Origin of the sequence: Streptomyces sp. NPDC050264 (assembly GCF_040655895.1) — a bacterium.
Lineage (GTDB): Bacteria > Actinomycetota > Actinomycetes > Streptomycetales > Streptomycetaceae > Streptomyces.
This window is the reverse complement of the sequence record NZ_JBFAKV010000003.1, coordinates 232,177-252,540: the sequence shown is the minus strand read 5'-3', so window position 1 is coordinate 252,540 and position 20,364 is coordinate 232,177. Positions and strand designations below refer to the sequence as shown.

Genomic DNA, 20,364 nt, shown 5'->3' with positions numbered 1-20,364 from the left:
CGATGCATGTACTCGTCCTCGGCGGGACCACCGAGGCCCGGAGCCTCGCCGAGGCCCTGCACGCACGCCCCGGGCTGCGGGTCACCAGTTCGCTCGCGGGCCGGGTCGCCGCGCCGCGGCTGCCGCCCGGCGAGGTGCGGATCGGCGGGTTCGGCGGGGCCGACGGCATGGCGCGCTGGCTGGGCGAGCACGCCGTGAGCGCGGTCATCGACGCCACGCATCCCTTCGCCGAGACGATCAGTTTCAACGCGGCCGGGGCGGCCGCCACCGCCCATGTTCCCCTGCTGGCGCTGCGCCGGCCCGGCTGGGTCCCGGGTGAGGGCGACGACTGGCGGGAGGTCGCCTCGCTGGCCGAGGCGGCGCGGGCCGTACCGGACACGGGCCGGCGGGTGTTCCTGACCACGGGCCGAATGGGTCTGGCCACGTTCGCCCACATCGACGACGCGTTCTTCCTCGTACGCTCCGTCGACGCACCCGAACCGCCGGGTCCGCCGCACATGGAGCTGCTGCTCGACCGGGGCCCGTTCACGCTCGACGGCGAACGGGAGATCCTGGCCCGCCACCGCATCGACGTGCTGGTGACGAAGGACAGCGGCGGCGCCGCGACCGCCCCCAAACTGACGGCGGCCCGCGAGGCGGCCGTTCCGGTGATCGTGGTCCGCCGCCCGCCCGCCCCCGGCGGCGTCCCGGTGGCGGCCACCGTCGCGGAGGCCGCCGACTGGGTTCAGGCGCTGTCCGGCGCCGCCTCCGGATAGCGGCGCGGCGTCCACGTCACCGTGGACCCGTCCGCCCGGACCACCGCCTGGGTCTGCGACGAGCCCACGATCAGCAGCGTGCGCATGTCGACGACGGCCGGGTCGAGGTCGCCGAGGCGGATCGTGCGGACGCTCTCCTCGGGCCCGCCGACGTCGCGGGCGAGGACGACCGGGGTGTCGGGCAGGCGGAGTTCCAGAAGGAGTTCACGCGCCTTGCCGACCTGCCAGGTACGGCTGCGCGAACCGGGGTTGTAGAGCGCCAGGACCAGATCGGCCGCCGCCGCCGTGCGCAGCCGCTCCGCGATGACCTCCCACGGCTTGAGCCGGTCGGACAGGGAGATCGTGGCGTAGTCGTGGCCGAGCGGGGCCCCTGCTTTCGCCGCGGCCGCGTTGGCGGCGGTCACGCCCGGCAGTACGCGTACGGGCACGTCCGAGTAGGTGTCCTGCGAGGCGACCTCCAGCACGGCCGTGGCCATCGCGAAGACGCCCGGGTCGCCGCCCGACACGACGGCCACCCGCCGCCCGCGCCGCGCCAGGTCGAGGGCGAACTCGGCGCGCTCGGACTCCACCTTGTTGTCCGAGCCGTGCCGCAGCTGCCCCGGCCGGACCGGCACCCGGTCGATATAAGTGGTGTAGCCGACGAGGTCGTCCGCGTTCGCGAGGGCGCCGCGCGACTCCGGGGTCAGCCAGGGCGCCCCGGCAGGACCGGTGCCGACGACCACGACCTCGCCGCGGCCCGGCGTCTCGGCGGGCTCGGAGTCGATCCGGGAGGGCAGGACCGCGACGGAGAAGTACGGCACCGACTCCGGGTCGATGTCGGCGAGGCGGCCGGTGCGCTCGCCGTCCATGAAGGCGCGTTCGACATAGCGGGCGTCGTCGAGGCGGCCCGAACTCTCCAACGCCGTACGGACCTTGGTGAACGTACGGCCCAGCTTCATCACCACCGCCGAGTCCGCGGCGGCGATCCGCGCGGTCAGCTCGTCCTCGGGCAGCGTCCCCGGGATGATCGTCAGCGTCTCCGTGTCCTCGCACAACGGCTCGCCGAGCCGGGCCGCCGCCGCGCTGACGGACGTGACACCGGGGATGACCGTGGTGTCGTACCGGTCGGCGAGGCGCTTGTGCATGTGCTGGTAGGAGCCGTAGAAGAGCGGGTCGCCCTCCGCGAGCACGGCGACCGTGCGGCCCGCGTCGAGGTGGGCGGCGAGCGTGGCGGCGGCCTCGGCGTAGAAGTCGTCGAGTGCCCCGCGGTAGCCGCCGGGGTGGTCCGTCGTCTCGACCGTGAGCGGATACATCAGCCGCTCCTCGATCTGCCCTTCGTGGATGTGCTCCGCGGCGATGGAGCGCGCGATGGAACGGCCGTGGCGGGCACAGTGGTACGCGATGACGTCCGCCCCGGCGATGGCGCGCACGGCGGCGACGGTCATCAGCTCCGGGTCGCCGGGCCCGAGCCCGACCCCGTACAACTTGCCTGTCTTCACGGGAGGGTTGCTCATGCCTGGATCTCCACCTCGGTCGCTATGGCGTTGATCGCGGCGGCGGTGATGGCGCTGCCGCCACGGCGCCCGCGGACGATCAGGTACTCCAGGCCGAGTTCGTTCGCGGCCAGCGCGTCCTTGGACTCGGCGGCCCCGACGAACCCGACCGGGATGCCGAGAACCGCCGCCGGCCGGGGCGCGCCCTTGCGGATCATCTCCAGGAGATGGAAGAGGGCGGTCGGCGCGTTGCCGATGGCGACGACGGCACCGTCGAGCCGCTCCCGCCACAGCTCCAGCGCGGCGGCACTGCGCGTGGTCCCCAACTCGGCCGCCAAAGCGGGCACTTCGGGCTCGTTGAGCGTGCAGATCACCTCGTTGTCGGCGGGCAGCCGCTTGCGGGTGACGCCGCTGGCGACCATCCGCGCGTCACAGAGGATCGGCGCACCGGCCCGCAGCGCGGCGCGGGCCTTCGCCACGACCCCGGCCGAGTGGCCGATGTCCTGTACGAGATCCACCTGACCGCAGGCGTGGATCATGCGGACCGCCGCCTGGGCGACGTCGGCGGGCAGCGCCGCGAGTCCCTCCGCGGCCTCCGCTCGGATGGTGGCAAAGGACTCGCGGTAGATGGCCGCGCCGTCCTTCTCGTAGTCATACACGGGTTCGGCTCTCTCAAGTGGGTTGCGAGGTAGGGGGGTTGGTGACGTTATACGTACCGTCGGGGCGCGCCACGACGTCCACGTACGGCCCGACGGGATGCCCGCAGCGACGCTCGCAGCCGGACCAGTAGGTGGGCAGGCGCGGGTGCCGCGAGGTCGCGTCGGCCCGCACATCGGCGTTGGCCTTGGCGCATCCGGGGCGGCCGACGCATGCGCCTGTGCGGGTCCAGGGGGACGCGGGGTCGGTGACGAGTCCGGTACGGGTGAGCTGTTCGGCCTGGGCCGGGGTGGCGCCGGGTATCACGATGTCCCGCCACGGGGTGAGCCGGATTTCCCCGGGGGGAAGTTGGGCGACGAGGTCGGTGAGGGCGCCCCATTGATCACCGGTGACGGCCCCGAACGGGGCGGTGACAGTGACCGACCCCACCAGCCCCGTGTCCAGCCCCTCCGGGGCGCGGGGCGCGGAGTCCGAAAATTCCGTCTCTCCGGCCGCTTGGGCTCCAGAGCCGCCCAAGTCCACCCTCCCCGGCGGTTGAAACGCGGAGTCCGCCAAGTTCACTTTCTTCGGCGGTTGGGGCGCGGAGTCCGTCAAGTTCACTTTCTTCGGCGGTTGGGGCGCGGAGCCGGCCAAGTTCACTTTCTCCGGCGGTTGGGGTGCGGAGTCCGCCAAGTTCATCTTCTTCGGCGGTTGGGGCGCGGAGCCGGCCAAGTTCACCTGCTTCGGCGGGTGGAGTGCGGGGTCCGCGAAATCCAGCCCCTCCGGCGATTGAGGAGCGGGGTCCGGGGCGGAGCCCCGTGGCCTCGGCGCCGTAGGGGCTTGCGGAGCGTTCGCGGGTGCGGCGCCGTCGTGGCTGCTCGCGCCCCTGAGGGGGCTCGCCGCGATCCCCGCCGCAGCCAGCTCCTCGGCGACCAGAGTCGCCAACTCCGCCTCGGCCAAGCCCAGTTCACGGACCCGCCACACCCGCCGCCCGGAAACCGTACGGGCCGCCCGCACAAAGACCTCGGCGGCGACAACCGCCGCCCGCGCCCCCTCCGCGTACCGCACAAAGAACCCCGCCCCGCCGACGGAGAGCAGGCCCCCACCCCCCGCAAGCCCGCGCAGCAGAACGTCGGGCCCGAGCCCGGCCACATCCCCCCGCCCGTCGTCCAGCGCGAAGAGGAACCGCCCGGACAGCTCGGGGGTGAGGGAACTCGCACAGAGCTCCGCGTCGAGCCCGGTCAACCATCCGCGTACGTCGACGAACCCGCCCCCGTCGAGCCCCGACATCGGCGAGGCCACCACATTGCGGACCCGTTCATGCGCGGCGGAGGGCAGCAGCCCGGCCCCGACGAGAACCTCCGCCAGCTCACCACCGCACCCGCCCCGCAAGCCGCGCAACTGCACGTTGCCCCGCGAGGTGAGATGCAGCGTCCCGTCCCCGAGCCGCCCGGCCGCGTCGGCCAGGGCCCGCGCCTGTGCCACGTCGAGGACCCCGCCGGGGATCCGGATCCGCGCCAGGAACCCGTCGTCCGCCGCGTGCAGCCGCAGCGCGCCGGGGCAGGCGTCATCCCGGGACGTTCCGGATGTTCCGGGCGCACCGGGATCGTCGGGTATGGGGGAGGCGGGCATGCGACGGAGCATACCCACCGCCTGTGACGGGCATCCCGTACCAGGTCACGCCCCCGCCCCGTACGATGAACCGCGGCGGTCCCGTCCGGCCCGCCGCCATCGCCAGCGACGGCGACAGGGGAGGAAGCCCGGTGCGATTCCGGCGCGGTCCCGCCACTGTGAGCCCTCTCATACATGAGGGTGAGCCAGGAACTCCCGCCGTCCAACGACCACCCGGGGCGCGGACACCCCGAGGAAGGCCAGACGACGCATGCCCCAGCAGCCCTCGGAGCCCTCGCAGTCCCCGGAGCCCGCGCAGCTCCTGCTCCTCTCGACGTCCGACACCGACCTGCTCAGCGCCCGCGCGGCGAACGCCGCCGTCGCGGACGCCGCCGACGGCCCGGTCACGTACCGCTTCGCGAACCCCTCCCGGCTCGACGTCGAGACGGAGCTTCCCGCGCTCCTCGACGGTGTCGGCCTCGTCGTCGTACGGCTCCTCGGCGGGGTCCGTGCCTGGCAGGACGGCATCGACCGGCTGACCGCGGCCGGAATCCCGCTGGTGCTGCTCAGTGGTGAACAGGCGCCGGACGCCCAGCTGATGGCGGCCTCGACCGTCCCGGTCGGCATCGCCGCCGAGGCCCACAAGTACCTGGCGCACGGCGGCCCGGCCAACCTCGGCCAGCTGGCGCGCTTCCTCTCCGACACGGTGCTGCTGACCGGCCACGGTTTCGAGGCCCCGGCGCCCGCGCCGACCTGGGGCCCGTTGGAGCGGACCCCTTCGCGGAGCGACGGTCCGACGATCGCCGTGCTCTACTACCGCGCCCACCACATGAGCGGCAACACGGCCTTCGTGCACGCCCTGTGCGAGGAGATCGAGCGCGCCGGGGCCCGGCCACTGCCGCTGTACGTGGCCTCGCTGCGCGCCCCCGAACCGGAGCTCATCGAGGCGCTGCGCCCCGTCGGCGCGATCGTGACGACGGTCCTCGCGGCGGGCGGCACGCGCCCCGCGGAGGCGAGCGCCGGCGGTGACGACGAGTCGTGGGACGCGGGCGCCCTCACCCACCTCGACGTGCCGATCCTCCAGGCCCTGTGCCTGACCTCGTCCCGTGCGGACTGGGCGGAGAACGACGAGGGTGTCTCGCCGCTGGACGCCGCGAGCCAGATCGCGGTGCCGGAGTTCGACGGGCGCCTCATCACCGTCCCGTTCTCCTTCAAGGAGATCGACGAGGACGGGCTCCCGGCCTACGTGGCCGACCCCGAGCGCGCCGCCCGCGTCGCCGGGATCGCCGTCCGCCACGCCCGCCTCCGGCACATCCCGGCGCGGGACAAGAAGCTGGCGCTCGTCCTGTCGGCGTACCCCACCAAGCACTCCCGTATCGGCAACGCGGTCGGCCTGGACACCCCCGCGTCCGCGATCGTCCTGCTCAAGCGGTTCATCGAGGAGGGCTACGACTTCGGGGACACGGCCGAGATCCCCGGTCTCGCCTCCGGTGACGGCGACGAGCTGATCCGCGCGCTCATCGATGCGGGCGGTCACGACCAGGAGTGGCTCACCGAGGAGCAGCTCGCCAAGAACCCGGTGCGCATCCCGGCCGCCGACTACAAGCGCTGGTACGTGACCCTGCCGCAGGAACTGCGTGACGGCGTCGAGCGGCACTGGGGTCCGCCGCCCGGCGAGATGTTCCTGGACCGCTCCCGCAACCCCGAGGGCGACATCGTGCTCGCCGCCCTGCGCCGCGGCAATCTCCTCATCCTCATCCAGCCGCCGCGCGGCTTCGGCGAGAACCCCATCGCGATCTACCACGACCCCGATCTGCCGCCCTCGCACCACTACTTGGCGGCGTACCGCTGGATCGCCGCGTCGGCCGACGACGGGGGTTTCGGCGCCGACGCGATGATCCACCTCGGCAAGCACGGCAACCTGGAGTGGCTGCCCGGCAAGAACGCGGGCCTGTCCGCCGCCTGCGCGCCGGACGCCGCCCTCGGTGACCTGCCGCTCGTCTATCCCTTCCTCGTCAACGACCCGGGCGAGGGCACGCAGGCCAAGCGCCGCGTGCACGCCACGCTCGTCGACCACCTGGTGCCGCCGATGGCGCGTGCCGACAGCTACGGCGACATCGCCCGCCTCGAACAGCTCCTGGACGAGTACGCCCAGATCAGCTCGATGGACCCGGCGAAGCTGCCCGCCATCCGCGCCCAGATCTGGACCCTGATCCAGGCCGCGAAGCTCGACCACGACCTGGGTCTCGAAGCCCGGCCGGACGACGACGGCTTCGACGACTTCCTGCTGCACGTCGACGGCTGGCTGTGCGAGGTCAAGGACGCCCAGATCCGCGACGGCCTGCACGTCCTCGGCCAGGCCCCGGCCGGCGCCGACCGCGTCAACCTCGTCCTCGCGATCCTGCGCGCCCGCCAGATCTGGGGCGGCACGCAGGCCCTGCCCGGCCTGCGCGAGGCCCTCGGCCTGGACGAGGCGAACGCGACCCGCACGAATGCCGACGCCGCGGAGGAGACGGCCCGCGCGCTGGTCGAGGCGATGGAGGCGGCGGACTGGGACCCGGCGTCCCTCCCCTCCGACGTCTCGGACCAGGTCCGCGCGATCCTCGACTTCGCCGCCCGCGAGGTCGTCCCCCGACTCGACGCGACCACGGCCGAACTCGACAACTCCGTAAGGGCGTTGGAAGGCCGCTTCGTCCCGGCGGGCCCGTCCGGCTCCCCCCTGCGCGGCCTCGTCAACGTCCTGCCGACCGGCCGCAACTTCTACTCCGTCGACCCCAAGGCCGTCCCCTCCCGCCTCGCCTGGGAGACGGGCCAGGCCCTCGCCGACTCCCTCGTCGAGCGCTACAAGACCGACAACGACGGGGAGTACCCCACCTCGGTCGGCCTCTCCCTCTGGGGCACGAGTGCCATGCGCACAGCGGGAGACGACATCGCGGAGGCGCTCGCCCTCCTCGGTGTCCGCCCGGTCTGGGACGACGCCTCGCGCCGCGTGACGGGCCTCGAACCCATCCCGTACGGGGAACTGAACCGCCCCCGCATCGACGTCACCCTGCGCATCTCCGGCTTCTTCCGCGACGCGTTCCCGCACACCATCGGCCTCCTCGACGACGCGGTGCGCCTCGCGGCCTCCCTCGACGAGCCGGCCGAGCAGAACCACGTACGGGCGCACACGCAGGCCGATCTCGCGGAGCACGGCGACGAACGCCGGGCCACCACCCGCATCTTCGGCTCGCGCCCCGGCACGTACGGCGCGGGCATCCTCCAGCTGATCGACTCCAAGGACTGGCGCACGGACGCGGACCTCGCCGAGGTCTACACGGTCTGGGGCGGCTACGCGTACGGCCGCGGCCTGGACGGGAAGTCGGCCCGCACGGAGATGGAGACGGCGTACAAGCGCATCGCCGTCGCGGCGAAGAACACGGACACCCGCGAGCACGACATCGCCGACTCGGACGACTACTTCCAGTACCACGGCGGCATGGTGGCGACGGTCCGCGCGCTGCGCGGCACGGCCCCCGAGGCGTACATCGGCGACTCGACCCGCCCGGAGACGGTCCGCACGCGCACCCTGGTCGAGGAGACCTCCCGTGTCTTCCGCGCCCGGGTCGTGAACCCGAAGTGGATCGAGGCGATGCGCCGCCACGGTTACAAGGGCGCCTTCGAACTCGCCGCCACCGTGGACTACTTGTTCGGCTACGACGCCACGACGGGGGTCATCGCCGACTGGATGTACGACAAGCTCACGGAGACGTACGTCCTCGACGAGACGAACCGTCAGTTCCTCTCCGAGGCCAACCCCTGGGCCCTGCACGGCATCGCCGAACGGCTCCTGGAAGCCGAGTCCCGCGGCATGTGGGAGAAGCCGGACCCGCAGGTCCTGGAGGCGCTGCGCCAGGTCTACCTGGAGACCGAGGGCGACCTGGAGTCGGACGAGTAGACGGGAAAAGGTTGTACGCGGCCCGCGGGAAAGATGTCACAGCTGTACCGCGGTGATCTCCCTACCCGCGGGCCGACCGGGTGACTTACGATGAGCCCTCTTCCAGCCCGCGTTGACCAGTGGCTTTTCCGGTGGGGGGTTCCTCCGGCGCCAGGGCGTCCGCGTGCTGCCACACCCGTACCGGCTGCCAGGCGGCCGGTCCGCCCAGGGGGGTTCACCACCCATGCGCAGACGCGCTCTCTCCACCGCGACCGCCCTCGCGGTCCTCGCGGGATCGGCCGCGCTCAGCGTGGCCGTGTCCGGTACCGCGACGGCCGACTCCGCGAAGGCCCTCAACGTCAGGACCATCGCCGACATCGCCGTCGACGGGGTCCACCAGCGGGTCTATCTCTCCGCCCCGCAGGACGACGCCATCGTCGTCACCGACTACTCCGGCACCGAGGTCCAGCGCATCACCGGCCTGGACGGGGTGAACGGCCTCGCCCTGTCCGCCGACTCCGGCCGGCTGTACGCGGCCGTGCAGAACACGGACACCATCGCCGCGATCGACACCGCCGGCAACACGAAGGTCGCCTCCTACGACCTGGCAGGGGCGGACGCCCCGCTGGACCTCGCGGTGGCCGGCTCCACCCTGTGGTTCAGCTACGGCGCGGCCGCCGAGGGCTCCATCGGCTCCATCGACCCCACGCAGGAGACGCCGAAGGCCTCCCTCGGCCAGTCCGCCTTCTCCTTCTACGGGGCGCCGGTCCTCGCCGTGTCCCCGGACGGCACCGAGCTCGCCGCGGGCGAGAAGAACAGCAGCGGCGGTGTCGTCGCGGTCTACGACCTGTCCGGCACCACCGCCACCCAGCGGGCGCTCAAGGGCCTGGACGGCTCCTTCTACGACCAGCTCGCCTTCTCCCCCGACGGCACCCAGCTGGTCACGGCCAGCGGCTACCCGTACGAGCACCCGGCGTACTCGACCACCGACCTCTCCCGGGTGCACACCTACCCGTCCGGCGACTACGGCGCGGGCGTGGCCATCTCCAACTCCGGCACGGTGGCCGCGGGTACCTCCTCCTGGTACGGCGACGACCTGCACCTCTACCGGCAGGGCGGCACCGAGGCGATCCGCACCTACGAGTTCGGCAACACCTCCACCACCACCGGCGGCGACACCCTGATCGACGGGGTGCTGTCCTGGTCCCCGGACGGTTCCACCCTGTTCGCGGTCTCCGACAACTACGACGGCAAGATCCGGTTCCACGCCTACACCGACCCGAACCGGACCGTTCCCACCCTGACGGTGAACGCCCCGGCCACCGCGACCCGCGCCAAGTCCCTGACCGTCAAGGGGCGGATCGGCTCCGCGGTCGCGTTCACCGGGCCGGTCAAGCTGGCGGTCACCAAGACGGACCTCGACAACCCGGCGGGCAAGGCCCTCAAGACCGTCACGACCGCGGCCGACGGCACGTACTCCTTCACCGACACCCCCGCCGTCGGCGGCAAGGTCACCTACAAGGTCTCCTACGCGGGCGACACGGACCACGCCGCCGTCAGCACGTCCGACGCGGTCGAGGTCTCCCGCAGCAACAGCACGCTGACCCTCAACAAGAACAAGAGCGTCTACGACTACGGTTCCGACGTCACGTTCACCGCCCACCTGGGCACCACGTACAAGAACCGCAAGGTGGAGATCTACGCCAACCCCTACGGCAGCGACAAGCCGAACAAGCTGGTGAAGTCCGGCACGGTCAACTCCGGCGGCAACCTCTCCGTCAAGCTCGGCCTGACCCGTGACGTCACGCTCTCCGCGGTCTTCGCCGGCGACGCCCGCTACAAGCCCAAGACGGTCACCAACACCGTCTACACCCGGGCCCGCACCTCGGTCGCCCTCTCCAACCACTACAAGACCGGCACCATCGGCTCGCACAAGTACTCCTACTTCCACAAGAGCGCGAAGGTCTACGCGACGGCCTCGATGAACTACTACACGGGCCGCAAGTTCCGCCTCGACCTCCAGGTGTACAGCGGTGGCGCCTGGCGCTCCGGCGACAGCGAGTACATCAAGCTCGGCAGCGGCGGCGCGACCAAGGTGAACATGGGAGCGGTCGGCAGCGCGGGCTACAAGTTCCGCGTCCGCTCCGTGTACGTCAACGGGTCGTCCGGCGACAACGTCAACTCGACGAAGTACAGCGGCTGGAAGTACTTCTACTCGACGAACTGAGCGGTGAGGCTCCGACCGTAGGCGTGGCGCGTGCGCACGGTCAGGAGGGTGCCGCCCGGCACCCGCCGCGCCTGGACCGCGTCGTCACCGGACGTCTTGCGCAGGGTGCGGCCGTGCAGGAGCACGGTGATCGTTGAGCGGGCGGTCGTCGGGTCGCAGACGGCGACCGTCACCTCCTTCGCCCCCTGCCGCACCAGGACCGACGCCGGACCGTCGACGGTGAGACCCGCCGTGCGGTGGGCGCCGGACGTGAAGGTGTTGGCGGCGGTGATGCCGAGCGCGCGATGGCGTACGGCCTGCAGGCGCGGGGTGTTGGCGAGGACGCGCACGGGGGCGGCGCCACGGGCCCTCGCCGTCGAGGCGTTCGGGAGCAACGCGTAGGCGAACGCGGCCGGCCGGTCCCCGGCCGGCTGCTTCACCGTCACCGAGAAGACCTGCTTGGTGACCGCCGTGTCCGGGTTGGTGGTGCGTACGACGCGACGGCTCCGGGTCACCGTGTCGAGGCGGACCTGCGGCGCCGGGCCCGCCAGGCGCCGGTAGCCGACGGACACGTTCCGGGTGGTGTTCGCCCAGTGGGTCCAGCCGTCGCCCTCGGAGACCTCCACCCGGTCGCCCGCGGCGGCGATCCGCGCGTCGACCGTCGTCGTCACGGCGCGGCCGCCGCCCGGCGCGTCCCCGACGCCCGCCGAGACCACCACGATCTCGTCGTCGAACAGGAACCAGGACTTCGTGGCCCGCGCACTCCGGTACACCACGAAGTCGTCCGGCAGGATCCCCGCCCGCTTGTCCCGCCACGGCACGTCGTCGGAGAGCACCCAGCCCACCGCCCCGTACGCGCCGAGCACGGCGCCGCCCGAGTGGTCCTGGGTCGCCGTCGGGAAGTAGACGTAGGTGTTCTGGGACTCGCTCGACGCCGTGAAGCCCAGCGGATGGCCCGGATTGTCGTAGAACAGCTTGCCGTCGTACAACTCCGGTACGGTGCCGTGTACTTCGGCCGGCGCGGTCACGCCCGCGAGGCCGTACGGCGACACGGTCGTGAAGTAATCGACGCCGTACGCCTGCGTCTGGTCCTGCCCGGAGAGATACAGGTGGTGCGCGCCGTCGCCCTGGAACCAGGGCATCAGGTTCTCGCCGCTCATGTACTCGTACTTGCTGATCCGCCGCGAGCTGCGGGCCAGCGCGAACGCGTAGCCGGGGCGCCGGTGCACCGTGCGGTCCATGGCGTGGAACGCGACCGAACGGGCCGCCGGGTTGAGATCGGCGGCGGGCACGGACGCGTCGGCGAGGAGATCGGCGTAGCGCACGATGCTGAGCGGGGAGACGAAGCCGGCCGGGTCGAGCGCGGCCCGCGACGTGGCACGTATGTGCTTCACGTACGAGGCGAGGGCGGCCGCCGTGTCCCCGTCGGCCAGCGACGCGAGGTCGACGACGGCCTCGACGATCGTGGCGACGTCCGCGTACCCGGTGCCGGTGCGCGAGACCGCCCGCCCCTTCACCGCCTCCATCATCCAGCCCTCGAAGATCAGCGGCGCGAACCCGTCCCGCACCCACCCGTGCACGGTCGGCACCAGCTCCTCGCCGTGCGCGAACCCGGTCCCGTCGAGCAGCTTCAGGGTCTGCACGACCCGGCTCAGCAGCCCCTTCCCGTACGAGCCCGTGTACGCGACGGAGGCGTGCTGGATGAAGGACCCGTCGGCGTAGTACCCGTCCGTCACCCCGTGCTCCAGCGCGTACGGGTCGATGGTCGCGAAGACGGTCAGCTGGTCGGTCAGCGCCTTGCGGATGCGTGCCTCGTCGGCGGTGAGGGCGCCCTGGAGGATGCGGTTGGTGGTGATGTCGGCGAGGTTGGCGCCGGTGTGGAAGCGGGAGTCGAGGTCGACGTCGCTGTCCTTGCCGTTGCGCAGGTAGGCGTCCATGGAGGCGATGTACGTGGTGACCAGTGCGGCCGGCGCGCGGTCGGCGAGCAGCACCAGCGTCTTGCTGATGTGCTGCGAGAGGCCGATCTCCCAGTGGAACCAGTTGCCGTAGTAGCCGGTGGACTGGTCGCCGTAGTAGTGCGCGTGCAGCCACGAAAGGCCGTCGAGTACGCGGTCCTGGACCGCTGAACTCCCATACAGATCAAGGGAGATGCCTTCCGTACGGGTGGCGAGGGCGATCTCGTACAGTCGCTGGTAGCTGGTGTTGAGGTTGGGGTCGCTGGTCCCGAGCGGCACCCCGGCGAACAGTTCGCCGTCACCGGCCGCCGCGTCCATCGACGCCAGGTTCGCGCGGGCCGTCCTCTCGACGGCGGCGAGCTTCGCGGCCGTCTCCGTACGGGAGTTGGAGTCCGCCGTCCCCGCGAATATGTCGACGGTGTTGGCGATCAGCCGGGCCGCCCCGTCCGCCGCGTCGGCGGCGCTCGCCCACTCGACGGGCACGGCGGCCAGGATTCCGGCGGCGCCCAGCGCGCCGAGCAGACGTCTGCGAGTGATCTCCATCGGGCTACCTCCGCCTGGGTGGACGACTGACGGGCGCGCCGCCGGAGTCAAGCAGACGGGCTGATCGCCGACAAGAGGCGGCGGAGGCGGTCGCCCCCGCCGCCTCCACCGCCTCCGTGTGGAAGCGCCGGGACTAGAGGGTCACGGTCTTGCCGCCGAGCGTCACGACGAGCTTGCCGTCCGCGGCGTACGACCACTTGAGGGCGCCGCTGTAGGAGGAGCAGCGGGAGCCGTTCGTGCCCGTCCAGAACTGGTTCGTGCTGTCGGCGGTGCCCACGGTCTTGTCGTTCGACCCGTCGACGGAGAAGCGGCACGAGGTGTTGCTCTTGAACACCGAAGTGCCCTTGTCGAACGAGTAGTTGCGCTCCGCGTTGTCGATGCTGAGGTTGTTGGAGATGGCCATCGTGCCCGGGTTGGAGTTGTACGTGAACCCGTGGTGGCCGTTGCCGTAGGCGATGGAGCGCCGCACGACGTGGTTGACGGCGATGTCGTCGCCGCCGAGCTTGTAGCCGTTGCGGTCGCCGTTGGTGTTCACGGTCCCGTCGGAGAGGGTCCCGTTGGTGTACGACAGCGAGTCCTCGACGGTGACCGGACCGATGGCCCCGGTGTCGGTCTTGGTGTAGAGGTCCCAGCCGTCGTCGATGTTGTTGTGCGAGACGGCGTACCGGAAGACGTTGCCGGTCCCGGTGGTGAGCTTCGCGGCGAACCCGTCGGCGTCCTCACCGTCGGAATCGGCGTTGTCGTGCGACTCGGCGCTCACGATCAGGTTGTTCGCCGGCCACGCGCTCTTGGGCGTGCTGGAGGCTATCCGGCCCAGCTGAAGCCCGGTGTCGTGGTTGAAGCGGGTGACGGTCTTCTCGATGACGTTGTCGCTGCCGCCGACGTAGATGCCGTTGTCCCCGGCGTGCTCCACGACGATGCCCGCGACGCGCCAGTACGAGGCGAAGAGCTGGAGCCCCCGGTTGGTCGAACTCTCGCTCTGCGCCGAGAAGTTGAGGACGGGCTTCTCGCCCGGGTAGGCGATGAGGTTGGTGCGCGCGGCGGAGGTGCCGTCGGCGGCGTCGGGCACGGTGACGGTCTGCGCGTACGCGTACGTCCCGCCGCGCAGATAGATGGTGCCGCCGGCGGCGACGCGGCTGATCGCCGAGGCCAGCGTCGTGGGGGCGGACTGGGTGCCGGCGGCGGAGTCGGTCCCGGACGGTGCCACGTACACCGTCGTCAGTGCCTGTGCGGAGGCCTGGGCCGTGGTGCCGGACGCGACGGTGGCGAGGGTGCCGGCCAGCAGGCCGAGGGAGGCGACGAGAGGTCTCAGTTCCATGGTTCGGTCTCCATGTGTGGGGCGCGGGTGGGGTGCTCGATGGCACCGATGGGCCTACGGTAGAAAGCGCTCTCTCCGCTGGAAGGTAGAGCTGTGGCGTGTACGCGTCAAGGTTCATGTATGTATCTGTTAATCAAATACATGAACCTTTCCCTGTGCTGTGGGCGTGACGAACGCGACGAAACGGGCCCCGCGTCCCGCAGGGGGACCCGGGGCCCGTCGAGGTGACGAGGCGTTTAGGCTCTCCGGCGCAGGCTTCTCAGCTCTCCGGCGGAGGCGGCGGCACCGGCGCGCCCGCGGGCGGCGCGATCCTCGCGTACGTACGGGAGACCGGCGTCTCCCCGGCCGCGGCCTCGTCGTGCTGCTCGGGCCGGTCCTCCGGGGGCAACAGCGCGGCCCTCTTGGCGCCCGGGTCCCAGCCCGTCTCGACGACCCGCTTCTGCCACACGATGGCCGCGGCGAGCACGGCGAGCCCGATGAGCAGCATGAGGACGATCCCGCCCGCCTTCCCGGCCTTCGCGGCGTTGCCGATGAGCAGTCCGAACCAGCCGAAGTCGACGTCGCCGAAAGTGGTGTCGGCCGTCCCGAACGAGCCGAGCACGCCCAGCAGGAACGCGGGCAGGAAGGTGATCAGTACGCCGTTGAGGAAGGCGCCGATCGCGGCCCCGCGCCGGCCGCCGGTGGCGTTGCCGAAGACGCCCGCCGCGCCGCCGGTGAAGAAGTGCGGGACCAGGCCGGGCAGGACGAGCGCGGTGCCGAACGCCGGGTTGAAGACCCCCGCGATCACGCCCAGGCCAACGAGGCCGCCGATGAAGGAGCAGATGAAGCCGACGAGCACGGCGTTCTGCGCGTACGGGAAGACGATCGGCGCGTCCAGAGCGGGGATCGCGCCGGGCACGACCTTCTGCGCGATGCCCTGGAAGGCGGGCACCAGCTCACCCAGGATGGTCCGCACGCCGAACAGGATCACGGCGACGGCGATACCGAACTGCAGGCCCTGCCCGAGGGACGCCATCAGGTAGTTGCCCACGCCTGTGGAGGCGCCGCCGCCACCCGTGTCGAACGCCTTGAACGCCTCCGCCTTCCCCGCCTTCGCGAGGAACACGATCGCCATGATCATGTAGATGAGGACCATCGAGAGGGCGGTGGCGACCATCGAGTCCCGCAGGAACCGCAGCCCTTCGGGCAGGTTCATCTCCTCGGTCGAGCGGCTCTTCTTGGCGACGGCCTGCCCGGTCGCGCCGGACACGATGTACCCGGCGGTCCCGAAGTGCCCGACGGCGACGGTGTTGTTGCCGGTCACGCGTTTGGTCCAGGGATGCGCGAAGGCGGGCATGGCGACGAGCATGGTGCCGAGCAGCACGGCGCCGACCACCACGACCACCCACGAGTCCTGGCCCGCGGTGGCCAGCACCATGGTCAACAGCGTTGCCATGAACAGCATGTGATGCCCGGTCAGGAACACGTACGACAACGGTGTGAAGCGCGCGAGCAGCAGACTGATCAGAAATCCGAGGATCATCAGCCAGGCCACGCGCGAGCCGTACTCGGCCTGCGCGATGCCGACGATGGCCTCGTTGGTGGGGATCACCCCGTGCGAACCGGTCGCGCCGGTGATCATCGTGCCCAGCGGGGCGAGTGAGTTGGTGACCAGCGTCGCGCCGGCGCCGATCAGCAGGAAGCCGAGCGTCGCCTTGATGGCGCCGCCGATGATCTGGCCCGCGCTCTTCTTCAGGGCGATGTGCCGCCGGTCGGGGTCAGCGCACCGGGAAGCCGAAGGTGCGGCCCTGCTCTTCGAGCCGGGGAAGGATCCGGCGCAGGGCTTCGAGGGTCTGGGAGCGGTCGCCGCCCGCGTCGTGGAAGAGGACGGTCGGCCCGTTGGACAGCTCCTGCTCGACGGTGGCGACGATGGCGTCCGCGCCCGGCCGTTCGAAGTCCTTCGTGTCCACGTTCCAGCCCAGCGGACGCATCCCGCGGGAGGCGGCGAGCTTGCGGCTGGAGGGGGTGAAGGCGCCACCGGGGGCCCGGTAGTACATCGGCCGTACGCCGCCGGACGCCTCGGTGATCATGCGCTCGGCGTCGAGTATCTGCCGCGACTGGTAGGCCGGGGACTTCTTGTCCATGGCGGTGTCGTGCGACACCGTGTGGTCGCACAGCCGGTGCCCGTCCGCGACGACCTTCTTCACGAGGTCGGGGTGGGCCTTCGCCGCCGTCCCCACCATGCAGAACGTCGCCTTCACCCCGTACTCCCGCAGCACATCCAGCACTTGGGGGGTCCACACGGGGTCGGGGCCGTCGTCGATGGTGATGTTGACGCCCTTCGCCCCCTTGTCCGAGGCGTGCGCGATGCTCACCGCGACCGGCCTGATGTCACCGCCCGCCCCGGCCGACGCGCTCGCCTTGGGCGCCGAAGCACCCACACCACCGGCCTGCGCACTCCACGCCCCGACGCCGGCGGCGAGCACCGTCACCCCGAGAGCCGCCCCGATCACCTTGCCGTACCAGCCCCGACCGCCACCGTGCCGCGTCATGTCCGCCCCGCTCTCCCGCCGTGCTCCACAGATCCCCGGTCACCGTGCGACCACCTGACAGGACGAGGAACGGTGCCTGTTGGATGCGTCTGTTACTGATCGCGGACGTTCCCGGCGAAGATCGCGGACACTCACCGAACGCACCCGGAAAGGGGCCACCACAGACGCTGTCCGGGAACATCGGCGCACATCGGAACAACTGCCTCGGCACCCGCGCTTCCCGGGGCCGACCCAGCTCTGTGCCCGGCGGACTGAAGGCGAAGCGTGTGGCGAGAGCCACCGCGGGTTCACCTTCCGCACCCATTGGCCAGGTTGAGGACCCCGCCTGATCGTGCACGGAAGGGGCGCGGCCCTTCCGTGCACGAGCACGGTCGAGCAGAGGGATCGCATACTGGCGTCATGCTCCCGCCCCAGCGGTTCCGAGACGCCCAGCACACGAAGTACCACTTCATCGATCACGTGCTGGTGAGCTGCCCGAGGTGCGCGCGGATTGCACACGTTGCCCCGGTGGCGCCTGCGGTTGAGGGCGCCGCTCCCTCAATGTTCGCGCGCCGCCGTCTCGTCTGTAGGGCGTGCGGTCTGTCGCGAGATGCTGCGGGGAAAGGGTTCGGCCTCTTCCGAGGGCGAGGCGAAGCGGCAGATCCCTACTTTGGTCTGCCGTTGTGGTTGCAGACAGAGATGCGACTCGGCTGGCTGTGGGCCTACAACCCAGAACACCTGGAACTGATCGGGAAGTTCGTACAGGCACCGTTGCGCGAGAGAGCCCCATGGGACGCGCAGGTGAAAAAGATGACGCTCGTCGCGCGGCTACCGACCTGGATCAAGAGCGCGAAGAACAGGGATGAGGTGCTGCGCGCCATCGACCGGATCCGGTCGTCCCTCGCCTGACGGCGCGACCACGAAGGCGATTGTCGGCCCAAGGGCGTGAACCTCGCGGATGCCCGACCGGCACGCCGGCAGGAACCGTGACGGTGGAAGCACCGTTGGAGGGTCAACACAGTCAATCCGTTTCACAGGCCGGACCCCGCACTCTCTGTTCAGCGGCGAAGCATCCGGGAGCCGGAGGTCGCGACGAGGATCGCGGCGAGGGTGACAAGGCCGACAAGCACGGCGACGGTGGGCCAGACCCTGAGCGCGGCGGCGGTGAGCAGCGGCGGGATGGTCATGCCGGCGTAGGCGATGAGGAAGATGCCGGAGAGCGCCTCGCCTCGACGCTCCGCGTCCGCGACCGCGGCGACGGTGCCGAGGGCGGCTCGGAACAGGATGCCGATCCCCGCGCCCGCGACCCCGCCGCCGATGAGGAAGAGCGGCAGCGAGGCGACGACGGCGGCAACACCGATGCTCCCGAGCCCGAGCGCGGCGAGCGCGATGGCGTACCCGATCTGAGGGCGCGTCGCCAGCCGCACCGTGACGATCTGCGCGAGGGCCGCCGCCATGAAGACGACGAATGGCGCCAGGCCGGCGAGCAGGTGCGAATGCAGCCCGAGGAGACCGACGAGGAAGGTCGAGGACAGTCCCATGAATGTGCCGAACACTGCGAACGCCCCGAACGCCGCCGCTCCGGCCGCCCAGAACGCGCTCCTCCCCGCCGCCGGCACCGCGACGCGCTGCGGCCGGTAGGCAGGGCGCTCCTCACGGCGCTCGACCGTCTCGGGAACGAAGGCGACCAGGATCCCCTCGACGACCAGGAGGATGGCGAAGGCCACGTAGGGCGTGATGAGCGGTCGCGTGGACCATGTCGCGATGAAGCCGCCGATCAGAGGGCCGAGGCCGATGCCGCCGAGGTTGGCGAAGGTCGACACGAGGGCGACGCGGCCTTTGGCGTGGTCGGCCGCCGCGCCGAGCTCGGAGAGGTGTGCGGTCGCCGTGGCGGTGAGGATGCCGATGCCGAGTCCGCTGATGAAGCGGGCGACGATGAGGCCGGCGACGTCGTTCCAGAAGAGGAAGAGGATCGCGGCCAGCAGATTGATGAGGAGCGAGCCGAGGATCACGCGTCGGCGTCCGAGCCAGTCGGAGACATGGCCCGCGAGATACAGGCTCAGCATGACCCCGACCGCGTACGAGGCGAAGATGACGGTGAGGACGATCGTCGGGAAGCCGTCGCGCTGCTGGTAGATCGCGTAGAGGGGCGTCGGGACGGCGCAGAACGCGAGCTCGGTGGCGAAGGCGAGCGCGATGATCCAGAACCCCGCCCCGTGCGGCATTCGTTCGGTGGCTGGAGGGCGGGCGGGAGCCGTGGTTGTCGTCATTCCTGAATGCTCGGCGCCTCCTGTCATCGTGTCCAACGCATACTCTTGGTCACAGTTATCGACGTGAGCGATGGAGCAAGAGGCGGAGAGATGGAAACCCGACTGATCGAGTACGCGATCGCGGTCGCCGACGAGCTGAGCTTCACCCGTGCCGCGCAACGGGTCTACGCAGCACAGTCGACCGTCTCCGCCGGTGTTCGGGCGCTGGAACGAGAGCTCGGCACTGCGCTCTTCGAGCGAGACCAGCGAGGGGTGCGGATCACCGCCGCCGGACAGGCGGTGCTGCCTGCGCTTCGCGCGCTCGCCGACGCCGAGGCACGCGCCCGCACCGCGGCCGACCCGCGGGGTGAACTGCGGGGCGAGCTGCGCATCGGGGTGTTCTCCAGCGTGAGTTACCTCGCGATCCCGCGCGTCATCGGCGCCTTCCACCGCGAACACCCGCTCGTCGACCTCCAACTGCGCGCGTCTCCGTCCGGCTCGGCGGAGCTCGCCGACGCCGTGCGGCGGGGGCGGCTCGATCTCAGCCTGTACGGGCTCCCGGCGGCCAGCGCCCCCGGCCTTGCCGTGCACCGGCTCGCCACAACGCCCTACGCGGTCGTCCTCGCGACCGACCATGAACTCGCATCGCGCGAGGGACTGTCGCTGAAGGACCTCGCGGGTGAGCGCTTCGTGGACGCGCCTGCCGGTTTCGGCAACCGGGACGTCCTCGACGCCGCGCTCAGCGCACGCGGGGTCGTGCGCCACGTCAGAGCCGAGGTGACCGAGACCAGCTCCATCCCGGTCTTCGTCGCCAACGGCCTCGGCATCGCGCTGCTTCCCGAACTGCTGATCCCGCCAAGCGAAGGCATCGCAGTCGTCCCACTGAACGAGCACATCACCTGGGAGTTCAACGTCGTCACGCGCACCTCGACCGGCGAAGCCACCGCGGCTCTGCTCGAGCAGTTGCTCGCGGCCTACTGACCCCTGTTCCCGGCAGCAAAAAGGCCCCGGTCGACGAGGACCTGGGCCTTGGCCATGGAGCGGGTGACGAGAATCGAACTCGCACTCTCAGCTTGGGAAGCTGATGTTCTACCACTAAACTACACCCGCACAGTACGGCCGCTGAAGTGGCTCTGTACTGGCGGTCACTCTACCTCATACCGGGTCCCGGGCGCTTGCGCCGTGGGGCCCGG

The 20,364-nt window shown here is 71.0% G+C and carries 11 protein-coding genes, 1 tRNA gene, 2 pseudogenes and 1 riboswitch; of the genes and pseudogenes, 5 read left to right on the top strand and 9 right to left on the bottom strand.

All coding sequences use genetic code 11. The features are described from left to right. Positions 1 to 2 precede the first annotated feature (2 nt). Positions 3 to 755 carry a cobalt-precorrin-6A reductase gene (locus tag AB0J02_RS06300; protein ID WP_363192405.1) on the top strand — a complete coding sequence of 251 codons (753 nt, stop codon included), beginning with the start codon at positions 3 to 5 and terminating at the stop codon, positions 753 to 755. Here AB0J02_RS06300 and AB0J02_RS06295 read toward each other — a convergent pair. Genes AB0J02_RS06295 through AB0J02_RS06285 form a run of 3 tightly spaced genes read right to left on the bottom strand, consistent with a single transcriptional unit; the run spans position 725 to position 4,495 of the window. Continuing rightward, positions 725 to 2,248 (bottom strand): precorrin-2 C(20)-methyltransferase, encoded by a 1,524-nt coding sequence (locus AB0J02_RS06295; protein ID WP_363192404.1) that lies wholly within the window; start codon positions 2,246 to 2,248, stop codon positions 725 to 727. The two genes, AB0J02_RS06300 and AB0J02_RS06295, sit on opposite strands and share 31 nt — an antisense overlap. Next, positions 2,245 to 2,886, bottom strand: coding sequence for a precorrin-8X methylmutase (locus tag AB0J02_RS06290; RefSeq protein WP_363192403.1), 642 nt, complete (start codon positions 2,884 to 2,886; stop codon positions 2,245 to 2,247). Before AB0J02_RS06290 ends, AB0J02_RS06295 begins: the two co-directional genes overlap by 4 nt. Positions 2,887 to 2,899: 13 nt before the next feature. Then, on the bottom strand, positions 2,900 to 4,495 hold the full coding sequence (locus AB0J02_RS06285; RefSeq protein WP_363192402.1) for a cobalamin biosynthesis protein CobG: 1,596 nt from the start codon (positions 4,493 to 4,495) through the stop codon (positions 2,900 to 2,902). Positions 4,496 to 4,554: 59 nt separating this feature from the next. After that, a riboswitch (cobalamin riboswitch) is annotated at positions 4,555 to 4,713 on the top strand. A gap of 32 nt (positions 4,714 to 4,745) precedes the next feature. Between AB0J02_RS06285 and cobN the strand changes: the two genes are divergently transcribed. Both cobN and AB0J02_RS06275 read left to right on the top strand, forming a co-directional pair. Then, complete coding sequence (gene cobN, locus AB0J02_RS06280) at positions 4,746 to 8,411, top strand: cobaltochelatase subunit CobN (protein WP_363192401.1); 3,666 nt, start codon at positions 4,746 to 4,748, stop codon at positions 8,409 to 8,411. Positions 8,412 to 8,634: 223 nt separating this feature from the next. Continuing rightward, positions 8,635 to 10,617, top strand: a complete 1,983-nt coding sequence (locus AB0J02_RS06275) for an Ig-like domain repeat protein (RefSeq protein WP_363192400.1) — start codon at positions 8,635 to 8,637, stop codon at positions 10,615 to 10,617. Here the strand turns inward: AB0J02_RS06275 and AB0J02_RS06270 are convergent. From AB0J02_RS06270 to AB0J02_RS06255, 4 genes and pseudogenes are all read right to left on the bottom strand, one after another. After that, a complete protein-coding gene (locus AB0J02_RS06270; protein WP_363192399.1) occupies positions 10,602 to 13,094 on the bottom strand; it encodes a polysaccharide lyase family 8 super-sandwich domain-containing protein in 2,493 nt (830 codons plus the stop codon). The genes AB0J02_RS06275 and AB0J02_RS06270 overlap by 16 nt on opposite strands. A gap of 133 nt (positions 13,095 to 13,227) precedes the next feature. Further along, positions 13,228 to 14,313: pseudogene (locus tag AB0J02_RS06265) on the bottom strand (silent information regulator protein Sir2); the annotation flags it as partial. 358 nt (positions 14,314 to 14,671) lie between these two features. Then, a pseudogene (locus AB0J02_RS06260) lies at positions 14,672 to 16,150 on the bottom strand (PTS ascorbate transporter subunit IIC); the annotation flags it as partial. Positions 16,151 to 16,169: 19 nt separating this feature from the next. Continuing rightward, entirely contained in the window at positions 16,170 to 16,943 is a 774-nt protein-coding gene (locus AB0J02_RS06255) for a polysaccharide deacetylase family protein (protein WP_363192398.1), read from the bottom strand. Positions 16,944 to 17,603: 660 nt separating this feature from the next. On the opposite strand from AB0J02_RS06255, the gene AB0J02_RS06250 reads away from it, so the two are divergent. Further along, a complete protein-coding gene (locus AB0J02_RS06250; protein WP_363192397.1) occupies positions 17,604 to 17,831 on the top strand; it encodes a hypothetical protein in 228 nt (75 codons plus the stop codon). Between the two features lie 149 nt (positions 17,832 to 17,980). Here AB0J02_RS06250 and AB0J02_RS06245 read toward each other — a convergent pair whose 3' ends face one another. Further along, entirely contained in the window at positions 17,981 to 19,192 is a 1,212-nt protein-coding gene (locus AB0J02_RS06245; RefSeq protein ID WP_363192396.1) for an MFS transporter, read from the bottom strand. Positions 19,193 to 19,282: 90 nt separating this feature from the next. On the opposite strand from AB0J02_RS06245, the gene AB0J02_RS06240 reads away from it, so the two are divergent. Further along, positions 19,283 to 20,152 (top strand): LysR family transcriptional regulator, encoded by an 870-nt coding sequence (locus AB0J02_RS06240; RefSeq protein WP_363192395.1) that lies wholly within the window; start codon positions 19,283 to 19,285, stop codon positions 20,150 to 20,152. A 55-nt stretch (positions 20,153 to 20,207) separates the two neighbouring features. Here the strand turns inward: AB0J02_RS06240 and AB0J02_RS06235 are convergent. Further along, positions 20,208 to 20,281, bottom strand: a tRNA-Gly gene (locus tag AB0J02_RS06235). Positions 20,282 to 20,364 lie beyond the last annotated feature (83 nt).